Below are 21,883 nucleotides of genomic sequence, written 5' to 3' on the forward strand. Positions count from 1 at the left end.
AGCGAGCGGGGACGGATAGCGGTTTCGGCCGTGCCTCCGCCGGGGGCGCTCGACCCTCGACACGGCGTATCCTAACGAAAGGCCCGATTCCGGACAGGGCGAGTCTGTCCAAAAAACTTGTCTCAGCGTCCCAGATGAGCCCGATCCCTCGTCCGGGCGGCTTTCAGGACACCTGCGCCCGCGCGTGGATGCCCGGGACCGCCGCCAGCAGGCTGCGCGTGTAGGCGTGCTCCGGCGCCGCGAACAGGTCTGCGGTGCCCCGCATCTCCACGACGGCCCCCCGGTGCATCACGGCGATGCGGTCGCAGATCGTGGCGGCCACCCGGAGGTCGTGGGTGATGAACAGCATCGCCAGGGACAATCTCCGCTTCAGGTCCTCCAGCAGGTCCAGCACCTGCCGCTGGACCGAGACGTCGAGCGCCGAGACCGCCTCGTCGGCCACCAGCACGTCCGGCTCCATGGCGAGCGCCCGGGCGATGCCGATGCGCTGGCGCTGCCCGCCCGAGAAGGCGTTCGGGTAGCGGGCGGCGGCCTTGGGATCGAGGCCGACGAGGTCGAGGAGGGATCGCGCCCGCGCCCGCGCCTCGGCGGCCGGGACCCCGTGGGCGATCGGGCCCGCCGTGATGATCTGCTCCACGGTGCGCCGGGGGTTCAGCGACGCGAACGGGTCCTGAAAGATCATCTGGATGCGGCTGCGCTTGTCACGCAGGTCGCCGCCCTTCAGCGCCGTGTAGTCGAGATCCCCCAGCCGGACCGTGCCGCCATCGGGCTCGATCAGGCGGATCGCCAGCCGGGCGGTGGTCGACTTGCCGGAGCCGGACTCGCCCACGATCCCCAGGGTCTCGCCGCGCCGCACGTCGAAGGAGACGTCCTGGACGGCCGCCACCACCCGCGGCTTGCCGAACAGGCCGGAGCGTCCCGCGTAGGTCTTGGACAGCCGGCTGACCGACAGGGCGACCGGGGCCGCCTCCACCGGGAGCCGCGGCGGCGGGGTCAGTCTCGGGACGGCGGCGAGCAGGGCCTTGGTGTAGGGCGCCTCGGGGTCGCGCAGCACGGCCTCGGCGGTGCCGGATTCCACCAGCCGCCCGCGCTGGAGCACCGCCACGTGATCGGCGATCTCCGCCACCACGCCGAAATCGTGGGTGATGAACAGGACGCTCATCCCGCGCTTCCGCTGCAGGTCGCGGACCAGCCGGAGGATCTGGGCCTGGGTGGTGACGTCCAGCGCCGTGGTCGGCTCGTCGGCGACCAGCACCGAGGGCTCCAGCGCCAGCGCCATGGCGATCATCGCCCGCTGCCGCTGGCCGCCGGAGAGCTGGTGCGGATAGGCCCGCACCGCCTCCCCGGGGTTCGGCAGCCCGACTTCGGTCGCCAGCGCCACCGCCCGGGCCCGGCGCTCGGCCCGGGTGAGCAGGTTGTGCGCCTCGAACATCTCGGCGATCTGGTCGCCGATCCGCATCACCGGGTTCAGCGCCGTCATCGGCTCCTGGAACACCATGGCGACGCGCCGGCCGCGCAGGCGCCGCCACGCGGGCTCGTCGAGGGTCAGGAGATCCCGCCCCTCGAACAGGATCGAGCCGGCCGTCGGCTTCAGCGCCCGGGGCAGGAGGCCGGTGAGCGCGTAGGCGCTCATCGACTTGCCCGAGCCCGATTCTCCGACCACGCAGAGGATCTTCCCGGGTTCCAGATCGAGGTTCAGGCCCTCGACCGCGTGGGGGCGGTCGGCCCCCTTGGGGAGCGCGATCGTCAGATCGCGGATGCGGACGACCGGCTCGCTCATGGTGTCAGGCCCTCGCGGTGCGGCGGCGCAGGATGTCGGGTCCGTCCCGGCCCAGATCCCAGAACAGGCCGGCCATGATCGCCATCCCCTCGCGGGTGCCGGAGGCGAGCATGTGCTCGTCGGGCCCGTGCTGGCGGCAGGCCGGGTAGGAATGCGGCACCCAGAGGGTCGGCAGGCCCAGGATCTCCGAGAAGGCGTCGTTCGGCAGCGAGCCGCCGAGATTGGGCAGCAGCGCCGGTTTTTTCCCGGAGCTCGCCTCGATCGACTCCAGGGCCCACTCGACCCAGGGATCCTCCACGGGCAGCCGTGTCGCCTGGAAAACCTCCGCGGCGCGGGCCGGCCGGACCTCGATCATCGGGAAGCCGTGCGCGTCGAGATGGGCGCGCACGTTCCGGATGAGGTTCTGCCAGTCGGTGCCGACCACGAAGCGCAGCTGCAGGGTCGCCTTGGCGTGGGGCGGGACGGCGTTGAGCGGCCCGTCCGGATCCCCGGTCTTGAAGGCCAGCACCTCCAGCGTGTTCCAGGCGAAGACCCGCTCGGCCGGACTCAGGCCCAGCTCGCCCCAGTCGGTGTCGATGGTGGGCGCGGTCGGATCCGCGCCGACGCGGATGTCGGCGAGCGCCGCGCGCACGCCCTCGGGGATCGGCGGTGGCCGCAGGGCCTCGACCAGGATGCTGCCGCGGGCATCGACCATCGCGGCGATCGCCGAGGCCAGCACCGTGCCGGGGTTGCGCAGCAGCCCACCCCAGTTGCCGGAATGATGCGGACCCTCGCGCAGATTCAGGCTCAGCTCGAAATTGTAGGCGCCGCGGGATCCCAGAAAAAGAGTCGGGCGCTCGCCGTTGAGGCGGGGGCCGTCCGAGGCGATCAGCACGTCGGACCGCAGGGCCTCGGCCTGCTCCCGGCAGAACGGCCGCAGGCCCGGGGAGCCGGATTCCTCGCCCATCTCGATCAGGAGCTTCACGTTGAAGCCGAGATGGCCCTCGCGGGCCGCGATCACCTGCTCCAGGGCGGCGAGGTTGAGGACGTGCTGGCCCTTGTTGTCGGCGGTGCCGCGCCCGTACCAGCGGTCGCCCTCGACCACGATCTCCCAGGGGCCGAGCCCCTCGCGCCACTGCTCGGGATAGCCCCGCACCGTGTCGCCGTGGCCGTAGATCAGCACGGTGGGCAGGTCCGCGCCCTCGCGCCGCTCGGCGATCAGGAACGGGCCGTGCACCCCGTCCGGGTTGGGGAAGATCTGTGGGGTGTCGAAGCCGAGCCGGGTCACCAGCGGCGCGATGAACGCGTCGAGGTAGGCGCGGAGCGCGGCCTCCTGGCCGGGGGCCTGGCTCTCGGTCGGCATCGCCACGGCCTCCCGCAGGAGCGCGAGGAACGCGCCCGAATCGAAGGCCTCTGTGGCGCGCGCGATGGCGGCGTCTCGCGTCATGGTGTGTTTCCCGTGAAACATTTTGGTGCCGTGCCGGCCGGCCGCGTCAGTGGCGCGCCTCGGGGGCGGTGATGTCCCGCAGGCCATCACCCAGAAGATTGATCGCCAGCACGAGCAGGAGGAGCGCCACGCCCGGGATGGTGATCACCCAGGGCTGGAAGAACATGTACTGCTTGCCCTCGGCGATCATCAGGCCCCAGGAGGGCAGGGGCGGCTGGACGCCGAGCCCCAGGAACGAGAGGGCCGCCTCCAGCAGGATCGCGTGGGCCATCTCCAGGGTCGCCACCACGATCAGCGCGTTCATGATGTTGGGCAGGATCTCTTGAAGGACGATGCGCAGGTCGGTCAGGCCGGCCGCTCGGGCTGCGCTGACGAAGTCCTGGTTGCGGATCTGCTGGGTCGCGGCCCGGGTCACCACGGCGAACCTGTCCCAGAGCAGGAAGCCCAGCACCAGCACCACCACCTTCAGCGAGCCGCCGACCAGCGCCGCCATGGCCAAAGCCACCAGAACCACCGGCATGGCCAGCCGCGTGGTCACGATGTAGCTCACCACCGAATCGACCCAGCCGCCGAAATAGCCGGCGCACAGGCCGAGCGTGGTGCCGATCAGCCCGGAGATCAAAGCCGCCGCGATCCCGATCAACAGGGAGATCTGGCCGCCGTAGAGCAGGCGGCTGAGGTAGTCGCGCCCGAGCTTGTCGGTGCCGAGCACGTGGTCCCAGGTGCCCTTGGCCTGCCAGACCGGCGGGATCAGCCGGCGGGACACGTCCTGCGCGTAGGGGTCGTGCGGGGCGATGAGCGGGGCGGCGAGCGCCGCCGCCACGATCAGCCCGAGGATCCCGGCCCCGATCAGGAAGCCGGTGTGGCGCAGGCCCCGCCGCAGGATCAGGCGGGTGGGGGAGGGGACCGGCGCCAGGGTGATGGCCGCTTCCGGGGGCAGGGCGGGGGCGGCCAGAGCCACCGTGTCGGGGGGGAGGCTCATGGGCGGATCCTCACGATTGCCGCAGGCGCGGATCGAGGAAGGCGTTCAGCAAGTCGGCCGCCAGCGTCAGGCCGATATAGATCATGGCCAGAACCAGCACGATCGCCTGGACCACGGGGAAGTCGTTGCGGGCGATCGATTCCCAGGCGAGCTGCCCGAGCCCCTGCAGCGAGAACACCGCCTCGATCACGATCGAGCCGCCGAGCATGAAGCCGAACTGCACCGCCGAGAGGGCGATCACCGGGATCACGGCGTTGCGCAGCGCGTGCCGCACCAGCACCTTCCGGGGCGGCAGCCCCTTGGCGCGGGCGGTGCGGACGTAGTCGGAGGCCAGCACCTCCAGCATCCCGTTGCGGGTGAGCCGCATCACCGCCGGCATCGCGTAGTAGCCGAGCGCGATCGCCGGCAGGACGAAGTTCTTCCAAGTGGCGTTGCCCGAGACCGGCAGCCAGCGGAGGTTGACGGAAAAAATCAGGATCAGCGTCAGGCCGAACCAGAAGCTCGGCATCGCCTGGCCCAACACCGAGACGGCGAGCGCCGTCCGGTCGATCCAGGTGTCCCGCTTCACGGCGGCGATCACGCCCAGCGGGATCGCCACGAACAGGGCTACGGCCAGCGCGATGAACCCCAGATAGAGCGTGATCGGCAGGCGCGCGGCGAGCAGATCGATCACCCGCTCCCGGAAGTAGAAGGAATTGCCGAAGTCGAGGTGCAGCGCCCGCCAGCTCCAGGAGAGGAACTGGGTCAGCAGCGGCTGGTCCAGGCCGTAATCCCGGCGGATCTGCGCGATCTGCGGGCCGGTGGCCTCGGGCCCGGCGATCGCGGTGGCGAGGTCGCCCGAAAGGTGGAGGAGCAGAAAGCTCGCCACCGAGACCGTGACGGCCACCGCCAGGGCGACGAGGATGCGCCGGAGCGTGAAGGTCAGCATGGGGCGCCCGCTACTTCCACGACGCCGCGTAGAAGCGCGCCACCTCGTCGGGCTGGGCGGTGAAGTTCAGGTCCGACGTGAAGGCGTAGTTGGTCGAGTAGGAGAACATCGGCAGCGCGTAGGCCTCCGCGGCGATCCGCTGCAGCGCCTGGGCGTAGGCCGCCTTGCGCGTCTCCGGATCGGTCGAGCTGTCGCCCTTGCGGAGGTCGGCGATCACCTGCGGATCCTTGGTCAGGTCCTCCTCGCCGCCGCGGAAATACACCCCGTCGAAGGCCGAGACGTCGAGCACCGAGAACGACCCCCAGGTCTGGTAGCCGATCGAGACCTTGCCGGCCCGCAGCGAATCGCGGAACGCCGCGTAGCGCAGGTAGTTGAGCCGCGCCCTGATGCCGACGGCGCCGAGATAGCCGATCACCGCCTCGGCGTAGTCCCGCTCGCGATAGGCGCCGAGATCGATCTCGAACCCGTTCGGATAGCCGGCTTCCTTGAGCAGCGCCTTGGCCTTGGCGGGGTCGTAGGGGTAGCGCATCACCCCCTGGTCGGTGCAGCCGAACTGGTCGACGAAGCACAGCGCGTTCATCACCCGCGAGGCGCCCCGCACGAGGTTGTCGACCATCGCCTTGCGGTCGATGGCGTAGGAGATCGCCTGGCGGACGCGGACATCCTTGAGCGGGGAGTTCTCCTTGGCCCGGCCCAGCGTGTCGAACTGCAGGAAGCCGACCCGCATGGTCTCGGAGTTCAGCACGGTGATGTTGGGCGCGGCGCGCAGCTGGTCGGCCTGATCGCTCGGCACCCGCCAGATCCAGTCGACGCCGCCGGTCATCAATTCGGCCATCCGGCTCTCGCCGTCCGGGATGACGCGGAACTGCAGCCTGCCGATCTTCGGCCGTCCGAGCGGGCTGTCCGCCCAGTACCTGTCGAACCGCTCCATGCTGACGCCGCGGCCGCTGTCGACCTTGGTGATCCGGTACGGGCCGCTGCCGACCGGCGCCTTGGCGAAGCCGTCGAGGCCGACCTTCTTGAAGTAGGCCGCCGGGAAGATTGGGGTCGGGCCGGCGAGGTATTCCAGCGCCGCCGGGAACGGCGCCTTGAGGTGGATGCGCACGCTGTGCGGGCCGGTCACCTCCACCGACTTCATCCAGTCGACGTTCTGGCGGGTGACGGTGCGGGCCTCCGGCGTCAGCACGTAGTTGAACGTGAAGGCCACGTCCTCCGGCCCGAGCGAATCACCGTTGTGGAAGATCACGCCCTGGCGAATCGTCAGGTCCAGGGTCGTGTCGTCCGCCCAGGTCCAGGCGGTCGCCAGCATCGGCTTGTAGGCGCCGTCCTTGGGATCACGGTACAGCAGCGTGTCCCAGCAGTTCCGGGCCAGGATCACGCCCTCGCGGGCGCTGTTGTGATAGGGGCTGACGTTCTCCGGCTCGCTGTCCGAGGCGTACACCAGGGTGTCGTCCGCCTTGCCGGCCAGCGCCGGATGCGCGGCGATCAGGGTCGCGAGCGAGGCGGCCAGGGTGGCGGCTCGGGTGAGAGTCCGTAGCGGCATGCAGGCTCCGACGGCGCGGCGGACAGGCCCGGCGGATGGTTCCGCGGCTGCCGCCTTTTTCACCCTGCGATGATGTTGTGCATCTGGGATCGCAACAAGTAGAATTTGGCGAGCGCTGCCTTGCCGTATCGGCAATGTTCATAGCAACATACAGCGTGTAGGGCACGATAATGCAGACGACCGGGCTGCGCTACTTCCTGGCGGTGGCCCGCACCGGCTCGATCGCGGCGGCCTCGGCCCAGCTCAACGTGGCGGCTTCGGCGATCAGCCGACAGATCGGCAACTTGGAGGCCGAGCTCGACTGCGTGCTGTTCGAGCGGCGCCCGCGCGGCATGGTGCCGAGCCCGGCGGGGGAGCTGCTGGCGCAGCACGCTCATCAGGTGCTGATTCGCTCCGAGCAGGTGGTCACGGAGATCCGGGAGCTGGAGGGGCTGGCCCGCGGCCTGATCCGGGTCGCCTGTTCCGAGGGGTTTTCCCTCGACATCGTGCCGAACGCCATCGCGGCCTTCCACGCGGCCCATCCCGGCATCCGCTTCGAGGTGACGGTCCTTCCCCCGGCCCAGGTGACCCAGACGGTGGCGGTGGGGGAGGCCGATCTCGGCATCACCTTCGCGCTGACGCCCACCCCGCAGGTCGAGGTGCTCTACGACGGGCGGGTCGACATGCTGGCGCTCGCCGCCCCCGACCATCCCCTCGCGCGGGCGGCCGCCCTGCGCCTCGCGGACCTGCTGGACTATCCCATCGCCCTGCCGACCCGGGACACGACCCTGCGGCGGGTGTTCGACGCCGCCTGCGCGCACGAGGGCATTGCGGTCGAGCCGGTGCTGACCTCCAACACCCTCTCGGCGCTGCTGCCCTTCGTCCGGCGCTCCCGCGGCTTCGCGCTGATGTCGGCGCTGTCGGTGCAGACGCCGCTCCGCCTCAACGAGCTGGTCAGCCTGCCGATCCTGTCCCGGACGAGCCTCGCCCGGGGCGTGAAGATCCAGGCGATGCGCGACCGGCGGCTGCCGAAGGCGGTGCGGGCGTTCCTGCGCCAGCTCACCGACGCGCTGCCGCCGCCGCGGGACGGGCCCTGAGAGGGTCCGGCCCGCTCAGGCGCCCCGGTCCGCGGCGGCGCAGGCATGGTCCATCACGTCCTCGGCGCTCGCGCTCGGCGCCCGGTAGGCCAGCAGGATGAAGCCTGGCTCGGGATCGCCCGGTTGCGTCGGCACCGCCGCGAAGCTCGTCCGGTGCAGGTCGGGCCGGGCGCCCGGCAGGTCGTGCAGGGCCGCGAACGGGTTGAACTGCGCGGCCTCCGCCTCCGGCACCCGCAGGGCGAAGTAGCGGTCGCCGGCGAGCGGCACCGGGAAGCGGCTCCAGCGCCGCTGGATCTGGCGGCCATGCGCCTTCAGGGAAGCCAGCACGCTGGGGCGCAGGCAGTCGAGATGGATGTGGAGCTGGTCCTGGCTGCGGCCCTGGGCCGAGTTGACCGCGAGCCCCACCGCGGCGGGCGGCAGCTTCCCCTTGAACACGTCCGACACGAAGGGCCGCGCCGCCAGCGCCGCCCGCCAGTAGGCGGTCCCGCGGGGGCCCCGCAGCACCGGCGCCTCCAGGCCCGCCACCGTATCGGTGGGCATGAGGACGCTGTGGGTCGGCTCACCCGGCGCGCGCAGGACCGCCGTGCCCGGGCGCGCCCCGTCGCCCAGATCGACCGAGAGGCACGGGAAGGTCCGGTTGGCGAGCCGCTTGGCGAGCACGCAGGTCTTCAGGGCCGCCCACAGGACGTCGCGGCTCGGATCGGGCGCGGCCGCGAGGGGCGCGGGACTCAGGAGGGCGGCCGGGAGGGCAGCGAGGAGGGCGAGCGGCGCGCGGCGCATGGGGGCTTCCGGTGCGGCCGGCGGGCGGCCCGGGTCACCGATAGCCGATCTGCCGGTACGCCGGCAAAGCGTCGCGATGTCCTGACGGCGGGCTTCGGAACGGCTATGCCGGCCCGTCCCGAACTCGGAGGCCCGCGATGGCGCCCGCCCTCACCCCGGAACGCGCCGGCCGCTTCGCGGCCCTCGCCCTCGGTCACGTCACCCGCGAATACCCGAACAAGCCCGGGCACGTCCTGGCGGGTCCGGAGGATGCCCGCACCCCCGCCGCGCTGCACCCGGTCTTCTATGGCAGCTACGATTGGCATTCCTGCGTCCATGCCTTCTGGCTGCTCGCCCGCGTCCTGCGCCTGTTCCCGGACGGCGCCGAGGCCGGGGCGATCCGCGCCCGGTTCGACGCGCAGCTCACGCCCGGGAAGGTCGCCGGCGAATGCGCCTCCTTCGGCCGGCCCGACGCCCGGGGCTTCGAGCGGCCCTACGGCTGGGCCTGGCTCCTGAAGCTCGCCGACGAACTCGCCCGCCTGCCCGAGCCCCGCTGGGCCGGGGCGCTGGCCCCGCTCGCCGGGATCGTGGTCCGGCGCTTCCGGGACTTCCTGCCGCTCGCCGCCTACCCGGTGCGGGTCGGGACCCACTTCAACACCGCCTTCGCACTGCGCCTGGCCGCCGACTACGCCGAGGGGGCGGGGGATGCGGCGCTCCGGGCCCTGCTGCTCCAGAAGGCCGAGCGCTGGTACGGGGCGGACGAGGCCTGCCCCGCCTGGGGCGAGCCGGGCGGCGACGACTTCCTGTCCTCCGCGCTGATCGAGGCCGAGTGCATGCGCCGCCTCCTGCCGCCGGAGCGGTTCGGGCCCTGGTTCGACCGGTTCCTGCCCGATCTCGCGGCGGGCCGGCCCGCCACGCTGTTCCGCCCGGCCGCGGTGACCGACCGCAGCGACGGCAAGATCGCCCATCTCGACGGGCTGAACCTCAGCCGGGCGTGGTGCTTCCGGGCGCTCGCCGGGGCGCTGCCGCCGGCCGATCCCCGCCGGCCGCTGCTGATCGCGGCGGCCGAGGTGCATCTGGCGGCGGGGCTTCCGCATGTGGCGGGCGACTACATGGGCGAGCACTGGCTCGCGACCTTCGCGCTGCTCGCCCTCGCGGCGTGAGCGCCGGACAATTTCTGAGTGGTTCCTAAGAACTTTGCGGCGCGGACCGCGTTGATCCCTGCCGGCCAAAAAAAAGACCGTCCCCAGGGGACGGTCCGAAGTCTAGGGAGGAAACGCCCACGAGGGGCAGCAGCGCGGCGACGCCATCGCCGTGCTGCACTGCATCAACCCGAGAGGGGCGGGGTTGTTCCAGGCGGGCGTGGCAGGCTTCGGAGCTTGGTAGGCGCCAGCTTCCGCATTCGTGCTCCGGGAGAGCCTGACGGACTCGTTTGGACGCCATCCCGGGCGCGGGCAGCGCAAGCGGAACGCGACCCGGGATCCCGCGCCCGACGGCGCAAGGCATCCATCTGAGAGCGTGTGCCGCTGGCGCGGCTTGGTCTCGTGCCGGGTCCCGGATCAGGCTCCGCTCTCGCTCCGCCTGTCCGGGAAAAGGGGCGCCCCCATCAAAGACCGTCAGTCCCGCGCCGCGCCGTCCGCCACGCTGTGCAGCGGCTTCGGCGCGCTCCGCCGCTTCGCCGCCTCGTACAGCACCTGGGCGAGCTGCTCGGCCGAGTACGGCTTGCGCACCAGGGCGAAGCCGTGGGCGTCGTCCTTGGCCAGCACGTGGCTGTAGCCCGAGGTCAGCACCACCGGCAGGTCCGGGCGGGTGGTCTGCAACTGCCGCGCGAGCGCGAAGCCGCCCATGCCGGGCATCACCACGTCCGAGAACACCACGTCGAAGCGGTCCGGCGTGCTGTCGAGTTCGGCGAGCGCCTCCTCGGCGGACTTGGTCCAGACCGGGGCGTGGCCCAGATCCTCCAGAATCTGGGTGCAGAACCGGCCGACCCCGAGATTGTCCTCGACCACGAGTATGCACAGGCCCCGCTGCGGCTCGATCTCCGGTTGCACGTCGCGGCCGGCCTCGACCATCGCGGGGGCCGCGACCTGCGGCAGGTAGAGGGTGAAGGTGGTCCCGCCGCCCACCGCGCTCGCCACGTCGATGTCGCCGCCGGACTGCTTGGCGAAGCCGATCACCTGGGAGAGGCCGAGCCCGGTCCCCTTGCCGACCTCCTTGGTGGTGAAGAACGGCTCGAAGATCCGCCCGAGATCCGGGGCCGGGATGCCGGCGCCCGTGTCGGAGACCCGTACGGCCGCGAACGGGCCGCGCGCGCCGGCATGCCCGCGGATCGGCGGCATCGGGCGGTCGGCGTCGAGGCGCAGGGTCAGGCCGCCTTCCCCGTCCATGGCGTCCCGGGCGTTGACCGCCATGTTGATCAGCGCCGTCTCGAACTGGCTCTCGTCGGCGCGCACGTAGCGGGGCGTGTCCGGCAGGTCGATGGTGACCCGGATGCGCGCACCGGTCACCGAGTCGAGCATGTCGGCGATGCTGCGCAGCCGGGCGCAGATGTCGAAGACCTGGGGCTTGAGCGCCTGGCGCCGGGCGAAGGCGAGGAGCTGGCCGGTGAGCTTGGCGGCCCGGTCGACCGTGTCGGACACCGCGTCGAGGTAGCGCCGCCGCCGCTCCTCCGCCAGGTCGGGCCGGCGCAGGAACTCCATGGAGGAGCGGATGATCGTCAGCAGGTTGTTGAAGTCGTGCGCCACCCCGCCGGTGAGCTGGCCGATCGCCTCCAGCTTCTGCGACTGGCGCAGGGCCTCCTCGGCCTGGCGCTGCTCGGTGATGTCGCGGCCGAAGCCGTAGAACAGCCCGTCCTCCGGCACGACGGTCCAGAGCACGCGCCGCCGGTCCCCGGAATGGGTCACGCAGGCGAGTTCCACGTCTTCGACCCGCCGGTCCTCGCAGAGCGGCCGCAGGGCGGCCCGCGCGGCCTCGCGCTCCGGATCCGCCACGAAGTCGAGGGCCGCCCGGCCCAGGGTCTCGGCCTCGGACCAGCCGAGCGCCCGGCTCCAGGACGGGTTCACCGACTGCACCCGCCCGTCCCGGTCCGAGACGAGCTTCAGCACCGGCGAGAGCGTCCAGACCCGGTCGCGGTCCCGGGTCTGCGCGGCGACCTGCGCCTCCAGGCGATCCGCCCGCGACCGGAGCAGCCCCTCGGCCCGCTTCCGCTCGGAGATGTCGTGGGCGAAGACGTAGAACCCATCGACCTGCCCGTCCGGCCCGCGGCGGGGCAGGTAGCGCGTGTCGGCGGTGCGGCTCTCGCCGTCCGGGAAGGTCCAGGTCCATTCATGCCGGACCTCCTCCCCGGCGAGCGCCCGTTCGATGGCCGAGCGCCGGGCCTCGAAGGCCTCGGGCCCGAGGAGATCGGCCACGGTCCGCCCGATCACGTCGGCGGCGGCCTGGCCCGTCCAGGTCTCGTAGGCGGCGTTGGCGAACTGGTAGACGCGGTTGCGGTCGATGAAGGCGATCAGCACCGGCATCGCGTCCGCCACGAGGCGCAGCTCGGCCTCCCGGGCCTGCAGCGCCATCTCGCTCCGGCGGCGTTCGGTGATGTCGTTGAACAGGATCGCGACGCGGTTCCGCATCGGCCCGTCGACCCGGTAGGCGTGCACGTCGTACCAGCGCCCGAGCTCCGCGGCCGCCTGCTCGAATCGGACCGGCTCTCCGGTGCGCGCGACCTGGCCGTAGAGATCGAACCAGTGCTGCTCGTGGCCCGGCACGAGCTCCCGCATCGTCCGGCCGACCACGTCGTGCAGCCCGGTCTGCGTCTCGAAGGCGGGATTGACCTCCAGGAAGCGGTAATCGACCGGGCGGCCATCCGCCGCGAAGATCAGCTCCACGAAGCAGAAACCGGCATCGATGATGGCGAACAGCGAGCGGTGCCGCTCCGCGTTGCTGCGCAGGGCGGCCTCGGTGCGGCGGGACTCCAGCTGGGTCATCACGGCCCGGGCGAGCGCCTTCAGGACGAAGACCTGCTGGTCGCTCAAGGTGCGCGGCTCCCGGTCGAGCACGCAGAGGGTGCCAATGACCCAACCGTCGGGCGTCACGAGGGCGACGCCGGCATAGAAGCGCAGGTGCGGCTCCCCGGTGACGCGGGCGTTGCCGGCGCGATCCGGCTCCGCCGTCAGGTCCGGCAGGATCAGGATGCCGTCCGTGCGCATCGCCTCGGTGCAGAAGCCGGATGCGAGCGGCATCGCCCGCGGGGCGTGGCCCGCCGCGGCCTTGATCCACTGCCGGTCGGCGTCGATGAAGGTGATGTGCGCCATCGGCGTGCCGCAGGCCTGGGCGGCCATCTCGGCGATCTCGTCGAACGCCCGCTCGGGAGGCGTATCCAGGATGGCGTAGGCCCGCAGGGCGGCAAGCCGCTGGGGATGCTGAGGCTCGAAACCCGACGGGCGGGGCATTGTCTGGGTCCGCGACACGCAGGCGTCATAGCCTACCCCTTCGACCCTCCCAAGTGAGTCCGTGCAACGCAGTTCCGGCGACACGGCCAACGAATGGTTTGCTCGGGGGCAAGCTCTTGAACGAACGGAGCCGACCCCGCCCGGTGATCAGCACCGTGGGGCCAGGCACATCGGCGCGGCTGCCTGCCGCACCCAGATTGCAACCTATAGTTTTGGAAACGTGTCCCACGTCGCAGGCGCGGCCACGCTGGGCATCGATCTGGAGGCGCGTCGGGCGCCTGTTCACGAATTCGTGCGCCGCGTCGATGTCCCCCGGCGCCCCCGGGGCCGGCGGCGATTCGATCCACAGCGGCGCGCACCGCTGTGGATGGAATCGCCGCGTCCGGGAGCCCCGGCGGCCCATGCCGCGTTGGCGGGGCGGGGATAGGGATGCGGACCGGAATGGCCAATCGCAGGTTGAAGACGGGTGCGCAGCCGAGCGTCGAGGACGCCCCGCTGATGCCCACCGGGGCCCTGGCGGTGGCGCTCCTGCGCTTCGACGCGGGGAGCGCGCCCCTCGTCCACGTCGCCCGGGACGGCCGCCGCCTGGAGGAACTGGCCGCGACCCTCCGGGCGCTGGACCCCGAGGCCCGGGTCGCGATCTTTCCGGAATGGGACTGCCTGCCCTTCGACCATGCCTCGCCGTCCCGGGCCACCATGGGCGCCCGGGCCGCCGTGATGCGCTGGCTGACCGACCGGGACGCGCTGCCCCATTTCGTGCTGACCACCGCCCCGGCCCTGATCCAGCGGGTGCCCCCGCCGGAGACCTGGGCCTCGGCCCGCGTGACGCTCCGGGTCGGCGACCGCCTCGACGTCGCGGCCGCGACCACAGACCTCAAGCGCCTCGGCTACATCCTCGACGAGCGGGTCGACGAGCCCGGCGAGATCGCCGTGCGCGGACGGACCGTGGAGGTCTTCCCCGCAGCGGCCCCGCGTCCCTGCCGGATCGAGCATGCGGACGGCCGCGTCACCGCGATCCGCTCCTACGATCCGATCTCGCAGCGCTCGGTCGCCGAGGCGGACGATCTGGTGATCGACCCCGCCACCGAGATCATCCTGGAGCCCGGCTCCGGCCAGAGCTTCGAGCCCTTCACCGGCCAGGAGCACCGCCTCGCGCGCTACTACCCGCGCCTCGTCACCCTGCTCGACTACGTGCCCGCGGCGCGCCTCGTCGTGGAGGACGGCACCCAGGCCCGGGTCGACGCCGTGTTCGAGCAGATGGCGGAGGCTCAAGGCAGGCTCGGCGGGCGGGGGCAGGCCGGGGCGGGTCTCTACCTGGCGCCGCAGGCGTGGCGCGCCCTCGTGGCGTCCCACGACCGGATCGCCGCCACCGAGGCGGCCGGCGAGCCGCTGGCGCTGCCGTCCTTCGCCCGGGAGCGCCGGCCGGGCACCGCCTTCGCCAAGCTGCTGCGCGCGCGGCTGAAGGCCGGCGACGTGATCGTCCTGGCCGGTGGCCGCCAGCCCTTGCGGCGCCTCGTGCGCCAGGCCGGCACGATCGCCGAGCGCCCGATCCGCCTGATCGACGCCTGGGCCGACGTCGCGCAGGCGAGCCCGGGCGATGTCCTCGCCCTGGAGGCGCCCCTCGGGGCGGGTTTCCGGGTGCCCGACCGGGGTGCGACCGTCATCGCCGCCGCGGATTTGTTCGGGCCGGACGCCGCGGTGGCGGGGGGCGCCCGGGCGATCCTGCCGATGGGCGAGGTCGATCTGCGCCCCGGCGACGTCGCGGTCGACCGCGACCGCGGCCTGTGCGTGTTCGAGGGGCTCGAACGGGTCACCACGCAGGGCGAGGAGACGTCCGAGGCCCTGCGCCTGCGCTTTTCCGGCGACGCGATCCTGATGGTGCCGGTCTCACAGGCCGACCGGATCTGGCGCTACGGCCCGGAGCCCGACGCCGTCACCCTGGACAAGCTCGACGGCGGCACCTGGCCCCGCCGCCGGCTGGAGGCCGAGGCCACCATGGCGCGCACCGCCCGGCTCATGCTGGAGGCCGCCCGCGCCCGCCGGGAGACCGCCGCGCCGGTCCTCGCACCGCCCGCCAACGACATGGAGCGCTTCGCCGCCGGCTTCGGCTTCGCGCCGACCCCGGATCAGGCCGCCGCGATCGACGCCGTGATGGCCGATCTCGCCTCCGGCCGGCCGATGGACCGGCTGGTCTGCGGCGATGTCGGCTTCGGCAAGACCGAGGTGGCGCTGCGGGCGCTCGCGGCCGCGATCTTTGCCGGCAAGCAGGCGGCGCTCATCGCCCCCACCACCGTCCTGGCCCGCCAGCACGCCGAGACCCTGCGCCGCCGCTTCGGCCGGTTCGGGATCGCGGTCGCGCAGCTCTCCCGCCTCGTGGCGCCGGCCGAGGCCAGGCGCGTCAAGGCGGGGCTCGCCGACGGGTCGATCCGCCTGGTGGTCGGCACCCATGCGCTGGCCGGCAAGGGCGTGTCCTTCGCCGATCTCGGCCTGACGGTGATCGACGAGGAGCAGCGCTTCGGCGCCCGGATGAAGGCGGACCTGCGCCGCCTCGCCGAAGGCGGGCACGTCCTGACGCTGACCGCGACGCCGATCCCGCGCACGCTCCAGGCAGCCCTCGTCGGCCTCCAGAGCCTGAGCGTCCTGGCGACGCCCCCCGCGCTCCGCCAGCCGGTCCGCACCGTGGTGGCGTCCTATGACGCGGAAGCGGTGCGCGAGGCGCTGATCCGCGAGCACCGGCGCGGTGGCCAGAGCTTCGTGGTCTGCCCGCGGATCGAGGACATCGCCCCGATGGCCGAGCGCCTGCGCGCCCTCGTGCCGGACCTCTCGATCCTGGTGGCCCACGGGGCGCTGAAACCCTCCGCCATGGACGAGGTGATGGTCCGGTTCGCGGAGGGCGACGGCGACGTGCTGCTCGCCACCGCCATCGTGGAGAGCGGCCTCGACGTGCCCCGGGCCAACACCATGCTGGTCTGGGAGGCGGCCCGGTTCGGGCTGGCGCAGCTCCACCAGCTCCGGGGCCGTGTCGGCCGCGGCCAGCGGCGCGGCACCGTCCACCTGCTGAGCGACCCGGCCGCGCCCCCGCCGCCGGCGGCGCTCCAGCGCCTGCGCGCCCTGGAGGCCCTGGACCGTCTCGGCGCCGGCTTCGCGGTGAGCGCCCGGGACCTCGACCTGCGCGGCGCGGGCGACCTCGTCGGCGAGGATCAGGCCGGCCACGCCAAGCTCGTCGGGCTCGGGCTCTACCAGCACCTGCTGCAGCTGGCGCTGACCGCCGCCAAGGGCGGGCGCGCCGAGGATTGGAGCCCGGAGATCGCGCTCGGGCTGCCGAGCCGGATCCCCGAGGATTACGTGCCGGAACCGGAGATCCGCCTCAGCCTCTACACGCGCCTCCTGCGCCTGCGCGAGGCCGAGGCGATCGACGCCCTGGCCGGGGAGGTGGAGGACCGGTTCGGCGCGGCCCCCGCCCCGATGCGCGCCCTGTTCGACCTCGCGCGGCTGCGCGCGGCCTGCTGCGAGCTGGGCGTGGCCCGGCTCCGGGCCGGCCCGCAGGGCGTCGCGGCCGATCTCAGGCCGGACCGGCCGCTGCCTGCCCTGTCGGTGACGGACGGCGTCATCCTGCGCGAGGGCCGCGTGGTCTGGAAGCGGCCCTGTCCCGACGCGGAGTCATGCGCGGCGCTGGCGGGCGATCTCCTCGACCGCATCCGCACCGCCCGGGAGCGGGCCGGCTGAGCTTGCGCCGGCCGCTTCAAACGGTCACAGCCAGTCGCGCAGAAACCGCGAACGGAAGTGTCCCATGCACGTCACGATTGAGCAGGCCGACAAGGCGATCGCCGCCGCCCGGGCGAAGGCGATCACGCTCGGCACCCAGATGTGCATCGCGGTGGTGGATTCCGGCGGCAACCTGAAGGCGTTCCACCGGATGGATGACGCCTGGGTCGGCTCCATCGACATCGCCCACAAGAAGGCCAAGACCTCGGTGTTCTTCGGGATGATGACCGGCCAGATCGGCCAGCTGTCGCAGCCCGGCGGCCCGCTTTACGGGATCGAGCATTCGAACGACGGGCTGATCACCTTCCCGGGCGGTATTCCGATCGTCGACGCCGACGGCGTGATGTCGGGGGCCATCGGCGTCAGCGGCTCCACGGTGGAGAACGACCACACGGTCGCGGAGGCCGGCGCCAAGGCGATCGGCCGCACCGAGCTGCCGGCCCATCCCTGGCGGACGTAGCGCCGACCTTCAGGACGTGCGCTGCGCGAGTGCGCGGCCGATCCCGAGCAGCAGCATCCCCGAGAGCAGGCGCAGGGTGGCGTCGCCGTGGCGCTCCAGGGCGGTATGGGCCTCGATGCAATGGTCGGCCGCGGCGTCCAGATGCTCCGCCGGCGTGGTGCCGTCCGCCCGCGGTGACGCCCAGCGCCCGTGCAGCTCGGTGATGTCGATATAGGCGCCGCAGCCGTACAGGCGCCCGGCCTCGTCGGGGGCCACGAGGCCCTGGTTGAGGATCCAGCGGGTCTCCCCCGTCCCGGTCAGGATGCGGAACTCGATCGCGACCGGCCCGCCCGTCTGCCAGAGGTCCTGGATCGTGTCGAGGACCCGGTCGCGGTCGCCCGGGTGGATCCGCCCGAGGGCGACATCGAGGGGTACGGGCTTGCCGACCAGGCCGGGATTGCCCGCGAGCACGGATGCGGCGCCCAGGTCGAGCACGGAGCGGCCGGCGGCAACGTCGGTATTCCAGGTGCCGACGAATCCCGCGGCCTGTAACGTCGCGGCCGCCGTGGAAGTCAAGAGCATGAGAACCCCCATCCGGCTCGGGCCGGTGATCGTTCTGTGGCCAGATGAACCATCCGGACGGTGCAAGATCCCGAAAGGCGATCCCCGGCTTTCGGGGTGATGCAAAACAAAGGTCCGGAGCATCGTCCCGGTTCTGGTGTCCGGGTTGATGGTCCGGTCCCTGCGACGCCCCTGTCCGGGCGAAGCAGATACATCGGGGCTTTCGTGGTGCAAATCAGGCTGTCACAAAACATTGCACAGGTCAAATCGCCGGCGAAAGCTGATTTATTTTCCAGATTTACGATCGCAAACCGATGGCAATTGCTTGTTTTTGTCGGGCGTCGCGACGGAGCCGGTCGATACTGCCGAGCGCGCGGCGAGATCGTCTGGCCGGCGGCGCGGGGCCGTCGGCTCCGGCTCCGGCGCGTCCCGGGTGCCGGGTCGGATCGCGGGCTCATACCGAGTTGCGCTGATCCCGACCCAGGGTCGGGAACAGCGCGCCCGGCGGACGACCCCCGCCCCGCCGTCGCGCCGACGAACCGCGATGAGGCAGGCTCATCAAGGTTCGGTATAACCTCCCGCTTCCGGCACGTCTTCGGCAGAGGGGCATCGCACCCATGGACCGCATCAACCTCCCGCTCTCGCAGGACCGGCTCTGGGACAGCCTGATGGAACTCGCCCGGATCGGGGGGCTGCCGAACGGCGGCAACGACCGCCAGACCCTGACCGACCGCGACGCCGAGGGGCGCGCCCTGTTCCGGCGCTGGGGCGAGGCCGCGGGGCTCACCCTCACGGTCGACCGGGTCGGCACCATGATCTTCCGCCGCCCGGGGCGGAATCCGGCCCTGAAGCCGGTGGCGATCGGCAGTCACCTCGACACGCAGCCGACCGGGGGCAAGTTCGACGGGCCGCTCGGCGTGCTGGCCGGGCTCGAGATCATGCGCGCCCTGGACGAGGCCGGCCTCGAGACGGAGGCGCCCCTCATGCTCATCAACTGGTGCAACGAGGAGGGTTCGCGCTTCCCGCCGCCGATGAGCGGCAGCGGCGTCGCCATGGGGATCGTCCCGGAGGCCGACATCCTGGCGACCCGGGACCTGTCGGGCCTCGTCTTCGGCGACGAATTGCGGCGCATCGGCTGGCAGGGCGACGCGGACCCGGCGGCCTTGCGGGGGATCGGCGCCTATTTCGAGCTGCATATCGAGCAGGGCAAGCGCTTGGAGGATGCGGGCCTGACCATCGGGGTGGTCGACCGGGCGCTGGCCCAGATCTGGTACGAGATCACCGTGCAGGGCGAGGAAGCCCATGCCGGCAGCCCCATGGACGGGCGGCGCGATGCCCTGATGGCCGCGGCAGCGCTGATCGCCACCCTCGAAGGCATCGCCCGGGAGGCGGTGGGGGCCGGCGGTGAGCGCGGGCGGGCGACGGTGGGCGTGCTGAAGGCCGAGCCGGAAAGCCGCAACATCACGCCGGGCCGGGTCTGGTTCAGCCTCGACACGCGCCACGGCGACACCGATCAGCTGGAGGCGATGCGGGCGCGGATCCTGGCCCGGGCCGACGCCCTGGCGGCGGAGCGCGGCGTCACGATCCGCGTCGAGGAGTTCTGGCGCGCGCCGCCGACCCCGTTCGACCCGGTGCTGGTCGACCGGATCCAGGCCGCCGCCGAGGCGCGGGGCCACGCCTGGACGCGGATGCCGACGGCGATCTACCACGATGCCGTCTACTGCGCCCGCGCGGTCCCCGCGGCGCTGGTGTTCTGCCCCTGCCACGGCGGCATCAGCCACAACGAGGCGGAGAGCATCACGCCGGACTGGGCCGGGGCCGGAATGGAGGTCCTGGCCGACGCCGTCCTCGCGACGGCGGGCTTGGCCGCCGCCGGGAGCGCGGGCGCCTGAGGGAGGTTTTCGCCATGCCCGACGACGACAACGTCATCCGCCCGGCCTTCGGCGCGCCCCGCCGGCCCGCTCCCGCCGGGCCGGAGGCGGCCGGTCAGCCGGTCCTGCGCATCCTCGGCACGGGGGCGGGCCATCGGGTCGGCTTGATCCGGGACCCGGCGGCGCAGGAGGGCGCGGTCTTCCGGGTCGTGGTCGGGCCGGAGGACGAACCGGAGGTCGAGACCGTGGCGCTGCTGCCGGCCACCGCCGACGCGGAGGCCGAGGCCGAGCGGATCGGCTTCGCGGTCCTGCGCGCCCTGGAGGTCATCGAGGGCGCGCTCTGAGCCGCACCGTTCTTCGTCCACGGGCGTTCTTCACGGCAGGCGGGGAGAGGGACGCATGACGCTCGGCAAGGGAGCAGTCGACACGGGCCGGACGGGCGGCAGGATCAGCAGCACGGCGATCGCGATCCCGGCCCGGGCCGGGATGGTCTGGTCGGTGCTGACGGACCTCGAAGCCTATCCGGACTGGAACCCGTTCATCCGGAAGGCCGAGGGTCAGCGGCGCGTCGGCGCGCGCTGGCGCCTGGAGCTGACCCTGAACGGCCGCTCCTACCGGACGGTGCGCGTCGCGGTGACCCGCTGGGAGCCCGGACGGCGCCTGACCTGGCGCGGCGGCATCGAGATGCCGCACCTGATCACCGGCACGCACGACTTCCGCATCGCCGAGACCCGGCAGGGCGTCGATCTCGTCCAGGCGGAGACCTTCGCGGGCTGGCTCGCCCCCGTCCTGTTCCCCTGGCTGCGGGCGCGCACGCAGGCCCGGTTCGCCGAGATGAACGCGGCCCTGCGGGACGAGGTCGCCCGCCGGACGGCCGAGACGGCCTGACCGGCGGCGCGGGTCAGTCGACCGGCTTCGGCTTGACGATCGGCGAGCGGGTCAGGCTCTGGATCTCGCGGCCAGGCCGCCCCGCCTTGAGGGCGATCTCCGCCTCCTGCTCGAGGATGAGCTCGCGGGCCGGCTCGTCGCCGTCGAGGCCGCCCAGGATCTCCATCGGCACCCGCCGGTTCGAGGCCCGGGAGCCGTCCGTGTAGACGACATCGAACATCACGAAGCCCCGCTCCTGCGGTCTCGACTTGATACGCTTGGCCATAGGTGCTGATACGCCGCCAAGATTGGTCGCGGCAAGCCGCCGTGACGCGTGGGGGGCGTGCGGCGCGCAAAGGCCGCGCCCGCGCTCGGAATTTCCCCGCACCAGACGAGGACGCTGCCCGTGATACCCTGGGTTCATCTCGATACCGGATCCGTGCCCGGCGGCGGCACCCCCTTGCGCCTGATGCGGCGCGGCGAGGAGTTCGCGATCCTGGCCGACACGATCGAGCTGATGAACAACCGCCGCAGCGGCTCCGAGGTGGCGCTCGCGGCGCTGACCTGCACGCGGCTCGCCGACCGGCCCCGGGCCCGGATCCTGATCGGCGGCCTCGGCATGGGCTTCACCCTGCGGGCCGCCCTCGACAACCTCGGGCCGGAGGCGCGGGTGGTGGTGGCCGAGCTGGTGCCGGCGGTGATCGCCTGGGCCCGGGGGCCGCTGGCGCACGTCTTCGCCGGCTGCCTGGACGATCCGCGGGTCGACCTGCACGAGGCCGACGTGAACCGCCTGATCCAGGCCGGGCCGGAGCATTACGACGCGATCCTGCTCGACGTCGACAACGGCCCGGAGGGGCTGATGCGCCGGTCGAACGACCGGCTCTACGACGGCTGGGGCCTCAAGCGGGCCCGCTGGGCGCTGCGGCCGGGCGGGATCCTGGGCGTCTGGTCGGGGGCGCCGGACCGGAAGTTCAAGAGCCGGATGCAGCGCTCCGGCTTCGCCGTGGACGAGCAGCGCGTCCATGCCAGCGGCCGGGGCAGCGGGCCCAAGCACGTGGTCTGGCTGGGCACGCGGACCGCCGGATTCGCTGAGCCGGCGCACGATGCCCCCGCGCGGGCCGCCCCCGGCCGGACGCGGCGGATCCGATAGCCCGTTCTGCTGCCGCTCACGGTCGCACCCCCTGTGCCGGCGGCGCGATCTCCCGCACATTCACGCCATGGGTGCAAATTGCGGGCATCTCTACACGGTCGAGGTGAAGCCGAGCCGGCATGACCCGGGTCGCTTCACCTGGGCGATCCGGGACCGCGGCAAGCTGGTCCGCGGGTCGTACCGCCCGCACGCCTCCGAGCACGCCGCCCGCGCCGTCGCCCTGGCCGAGGTCGAGCGGCTGATCGGGCATGACGGCCGCTCCGGCGGGGCCTGATCCGACGATTCCGCGCGCCG

At 72.5% G+C, this 21,883-nt stretch carries 18 protein-coding genes; 9 read left to right on the top strand and 9 right to left on the bottom strand.

Annotation, left to right across the window (positions count from 1 at the left end; all coding sequences use genetic code 11):
- Positions 1–163 precede the first annotated feature (163 nt).
- From MKK75_RS09990 to MKK75_RS10010, 5 genes are read right to left on the bottom strand one after another with little or no spacing between them, the layout of a single operon-like run.
- Positions 164–1,780 (bottom strand): dipeptide ABC transporter ATP-binding protein, encoded by a 1,617-nt coding sequence (locus MKK75_RS09990; RefSeq protein WP_244042434.1) that lies wholly within the window; start codon positions 1,778–1,780, stop codon positions 164–166.
- Between the two features lie 4 nt (positions 1,781–1,784).
- Positions 1,785–3,206 (bottom strand): M20 family metallopeptidase, encoded by a 1,422-nt coding sequence (locus MKK75_RS09995; RefSeq protein WP_244042435.1) that lies wholly within the window; start codon positions 3,204–3,206, stop codon positions 1,785–1,787.
- Between the two features lie 46 nt (positions 3,207–3,252).
- Positions 3,253–4,188 carry an ABC transporter permease gene (locus MKK75_RS10000; protein WP_244042436.1) on the bottom strand — a complete coding sequence of 312 codons (936 nt, stop codon included), beginning with the start codon at positions 4,186–4,188 and terminating at the stop codon, positions 3,253–3,255.
- A gap of 10 nt (positions 4,189–4,198) precedes the next feature.
- On the bottom strand, positions 4,199–5,116 hold the full coding sequence (locus MKK75_RS10005) for an ABC transporter permease (RefSeq protein ID WP_244042437.1): 918 nt from the start codon (positions 5,114–5,116) through the stop codon (positions 4,199–4,201).
- A gap of 10 nt (positions 5,117–5,126) precedes the next feature.
- Complete coding sequence (locus MKK75_RS10010; RefSeq protein ID WP_244042438.1) at positions 5,127–6,659, bottom strand: ABC transporter substrate-binding protein; 1,533 nt, start codon at positions 6,657–6,659, stop codon at positions 5,127–5,129.
- A gap of 170 nt (positions 6,660–6,829) precedes the next feature.
- Here MKK75_RS10010 and MKK75_RS10015 point away from each other — a divergent pair, with 170 nt between their 5' ends.
- The gene (locus MKK75_RS10015; protein WP_244042439.1) at positions 6,830–7,735 is read left to right on the top strand and encodes a LysR family transcriptional regulator; all 906 of its coding nucleotides are present in this window, start codon (positions 6,830–6,832) and stop codon (positions 7,733–7,735) included.
- Between the two features lie 15 nt (positions 7,736–7,750).
- Here the strand turns inward: MKK75_RS10015 and MKK75_RS10020 are convergent, their stop codons facing one another.
- Positions 7,751–8,515, bottom strand: a complete 765-nt coding sequence (locus MKK75_RS10020; RefSeq protein WP_244042440.1) for a CDP-diacylglycerol diphosphatase — start codon at positions 8,513–8,515, stop codon at positions 7,751–7,753.
- A gap of 137 nt (positions 8,516–8,652) precedes the next feature.
- Here MKK75_RS10020 and MKK75_RS10025 point away from each other — a divergent pair, with 137 nt between their 5' ends.
- Positions 8,653–9,657, top strand: a complete 1,005-nt coding sequence (locus tag MKK75_RS10025) for a DUF2891 domain-containing protein (RefSeq protein ID WP_244042441.1) — start codon at positions 8,653–8,655, stop codon at positions 9,655–9,657.
- A gap of 453 nt (positions 9,658–10,110) precedes the next feature.
- Here MKK75_RS10025 and MKK75_RS10030 read toward each other — a convergent pair whose 3' ends face one another.
- A complete protein-coding gene (locus MKK75_RS10030) occupies positions 10,111–12,936 on the bottom strand; it encodes a PAS domain-containing protein (protein ID WP_244042442.1) in 2,826 nt (941 codons plus the stop codon).
- Between the two features lie 441 nt (positions 12,937–13,377).
- Between MKK75_RS10030 and MKK75_RS10035 the strand changes: the two genes are divergently transcribed.
- Together MKK75_RS10035 and MKK75_RS10040 are read left to right on the top strand one after the other, a co-directional pair.
- Entirely contained in the window at positions 13,378–16,662 is a 3,285-nt protein-coding gene (locus MKK75_RS10035; protein ID WP_244042443.1) for a DEAD/DEAH box helicase, read from the top strand.
- A 64-nt stretch (positions 16,663–16,726) separates the two neighbouring features.
- On the top strand, positions 16,727–17,161 hold the full coding sequence (locus MKK75_RS10040; protein WP_244042444.1) for a GlcG/HbpS family heme-binding protein: 435 nt from the start codon (positions 16,727–16,729) through the stop codon (positions 17,159–17,161).
- Positions 17,162–17,170: 9 nt separating this feature from the next.
- Here the strand turns inward: MKK75_RS10040 and MKK75_RS10045 are convergent, their stop codons facing one another.
- On the bottom strand, positions 17,171–17,722 hold the full coding sequence (locus MKK75_RS10045) for a PAS domain-containing protein (RefSeq protein ID WP_244042445.1): 552 nt from the start codon (positions 17,720–17,722) through the stop codon (positions 17,171–17,173).
- A gap of 596 nt (positions 17,723–18,318) precedes the next feature.
- On the opposite strand from MKK75_RS10045, the gene MKK75_RS10050 reads away from it, so the two are divergent.
- From MKK75_RS10050 to MKK75_RS10060, 3 genes are read left to right on the top strand one after another with little or no spacing between them, the layout of a single operon-like run.
- Complete coding sequence (locus MKK75_RS10050) at positions 18,319–19,593, top strand: Zn-dependent hydrolase (protein WP_244042446.1); 1,275 nt, start codon at positions 18,319–18,321, stop codon at positions 19,591–19,593.
- 14 nt (positions 19,594–19,607) lie between these two features.
- Positions 19,608–19,916 (top strand): hypothetical protein, encoded by a 309-nt coding sequence (locus MKK75_RS10055; RefSeq protein WP_244042447.1) that lies wholly within the window; start codon positions 19,608–19,610, stop codon positions 19,914–19,916.
- A gap of 55 nt (positions 19,917–19,971) precedes the next feature.
- A complete protein-coding gene (locus MKK75_RS10060) occupies positions 19,972–20,460 on the top strand; it encodes an SRPBCC domain-containing protein (RefSeq protein WP_244042448.1) in 489 nt (162 codons plus the stop codon).
- A gap of 13 nt (positions 20,461–20,473) precedes the next feature.
- Here the strand turns inward: MKK75_RS10060 and MKK75_RS10065 are convergent, their stop codons facing one another.
- On the bottom strand, positions 20,474–20,725 hold the full coding sequence (locus MKK75_RS10065; RefSeq protein ID WP_244042449.1) for a hypothetical protein: 252 nt from the start codon (positions 20,723–20,725) through the stop codon (positions 20,474–20,476).
- A 120-nt stretch (positions 20,726–20,845) separates the two neighbouring features.
- Here MKK75_RS10065 and MKK75_RS10070 point away from each other — a divergent pair, with 120 nt between their 5' ends.
- Together MKK75_RS10070 and MKK75_RS10075 are read left to right on the top strand one after the other, a co-directional pair.
- Entirely contained in the window at positions 20,846–21,589 is a 744-nt protein-coding gene (locus MKK75_RS10070; protein ID WP_244042450.1) for a spermidine synthase, read from the top strand.
- Positions 21,590–21,656: 67 nt separating this feature from the next.
- Positions 21,657–21,863 (top strand): hypothetical protein, encoded by a 207-nt coding sequence (locus tag MKK75_RS10075; protein ID WP_244042451.1) that lies wholly within the window; start codon positions 21,657–21,659, stop codon positions 21,861–21,863.
- Positions 21,864–21,883: the final 20 nt, after the last annotated feature.

It is taken from the genome of Methylobacterium sp. J-030 (assembly GCF_022829545.1).
GTDB lineage: Bacteria > Pseudomonadota > Alphaproteobacteria > Rhizobiales > Beijerinckiaceae > Methylobacterium.

Coding starts and splice junctions, on each gene's coding strand:
- MKK75_RS10040 (WP_244042444.1), top strand. CDS start 16,727: ATGCACGTCACGATTGAGCAGGCCGACAAGGCGATCGCCGCCGCCCGG.
- MKK75_RS10060 (WP_244042448.1), top strand. CDS start 19,972: ATGACGCTCGGCAAGGGAGCAGTCGACACGGGCCGGACGGGCGGCAGG.
- MKK75_RS09995 (WP_244042435.1), bottom strand. CDS start 3,206: ATGACGCGAGACGCCGCCATCGCGCGCGCCACAGAGGCCTTCGATTCG.
- MKK75_RS10050 (WP_244042446.1), top strand. CDS start 18,319: ATGGACCGCATCAACCTCCCGCTCTCGCAGGACCGGCTCTGGGACAGC.
- MKK75_RS10075 (WP_244042451.1), top strand. CDS start 21,657: ATGGGTGCAAATTGCGGGCATCTCTACACGGTCGAGGTGAAGCCGAGC.
- MKK75_RS10015 (WP_244042439.1), top strand. CDS start 6,830: ATGCAGACGACCGGGCTGCGCTACTTCCTGGCGGTGGCCCGCACCGGC.
- MKK75_RS10000 (WP_244042436.1), bottom strand. CDS start 4,188: ATGAGCCTCCCCCCCGACACGGTGGCTCTGGCCGCCCCCGCCCTGCCC.
- MKK75_RS10065 (WP_244042449.1), bottom strand. CDS start 20,725: ATGGCCAAGCGTATCAAGTCGAGACCGCAGGAGCGGGGCTTCGTGATG.
- MKK75_RS10045 (WP_244042445.1), bottom strand. CDS start 17,722: ATGCTCTTGACTTCCACGGCGGCCGCGACGTTACAGGCCGCGGGATTC.
- MKK75_RS10055 (WP_244042447.1), top strand. CDS start 19,608: ATGCCCGACGACGACAACGTCATCCGCCCGGCCTTCGGCGCGCCCCGC.
- MKK75_RS10020 (WP_244042440.1), bottom strand. CDS start 8,515: ATGCGCCGCGCGCCGCTCGCCCTCCTCGCTGCCCTCCCGGCCGCCCTC.
- MKK75_RS10010 (WP_244042438.1), bottom strand. CDS start 6,659: ATGCCGCTACGGACTCTCACCCGAGCCGCCACCCTGGCCGCCTCGCTC.
- MKK75_RS09990 (WP_244042434.1), bottom strand. CDS start 1,780: ATGAGCGAGCCGGTCGTCCGCATCCGCGATCTGACGATCGCGCTCCCC.
- MKK75_RS10030 (WP_244042442.1), bottom strand. CDS start 12,936: ATGCCCCGCCCGTCGGGTTTCGAGCCTCAGCATCCCCAGCGGCTTGCC.
- MKK75_RS10005 (WP_244042437.1), bottom strand. CDS start 5,116: ATGCTGACCTTCACGCTCCGGCGCATCCTCGTCGCCCTGGCGGTGGCC.
- MKK75_RS10035 (WP_244042443.1), top strand. CDS start 13,378: ATGGCCAATCGCAGGTTGAAGACGGGTGCGCAGCCGAGCGTCGAGGAC.
- MKK75_RS10025 (WP_244042441.1), top strand. CDS start 8,653: ATGGCGCCCGCCCTCACCCCGGAACGCGCCGGCCGCTTCGCGGCCCTC.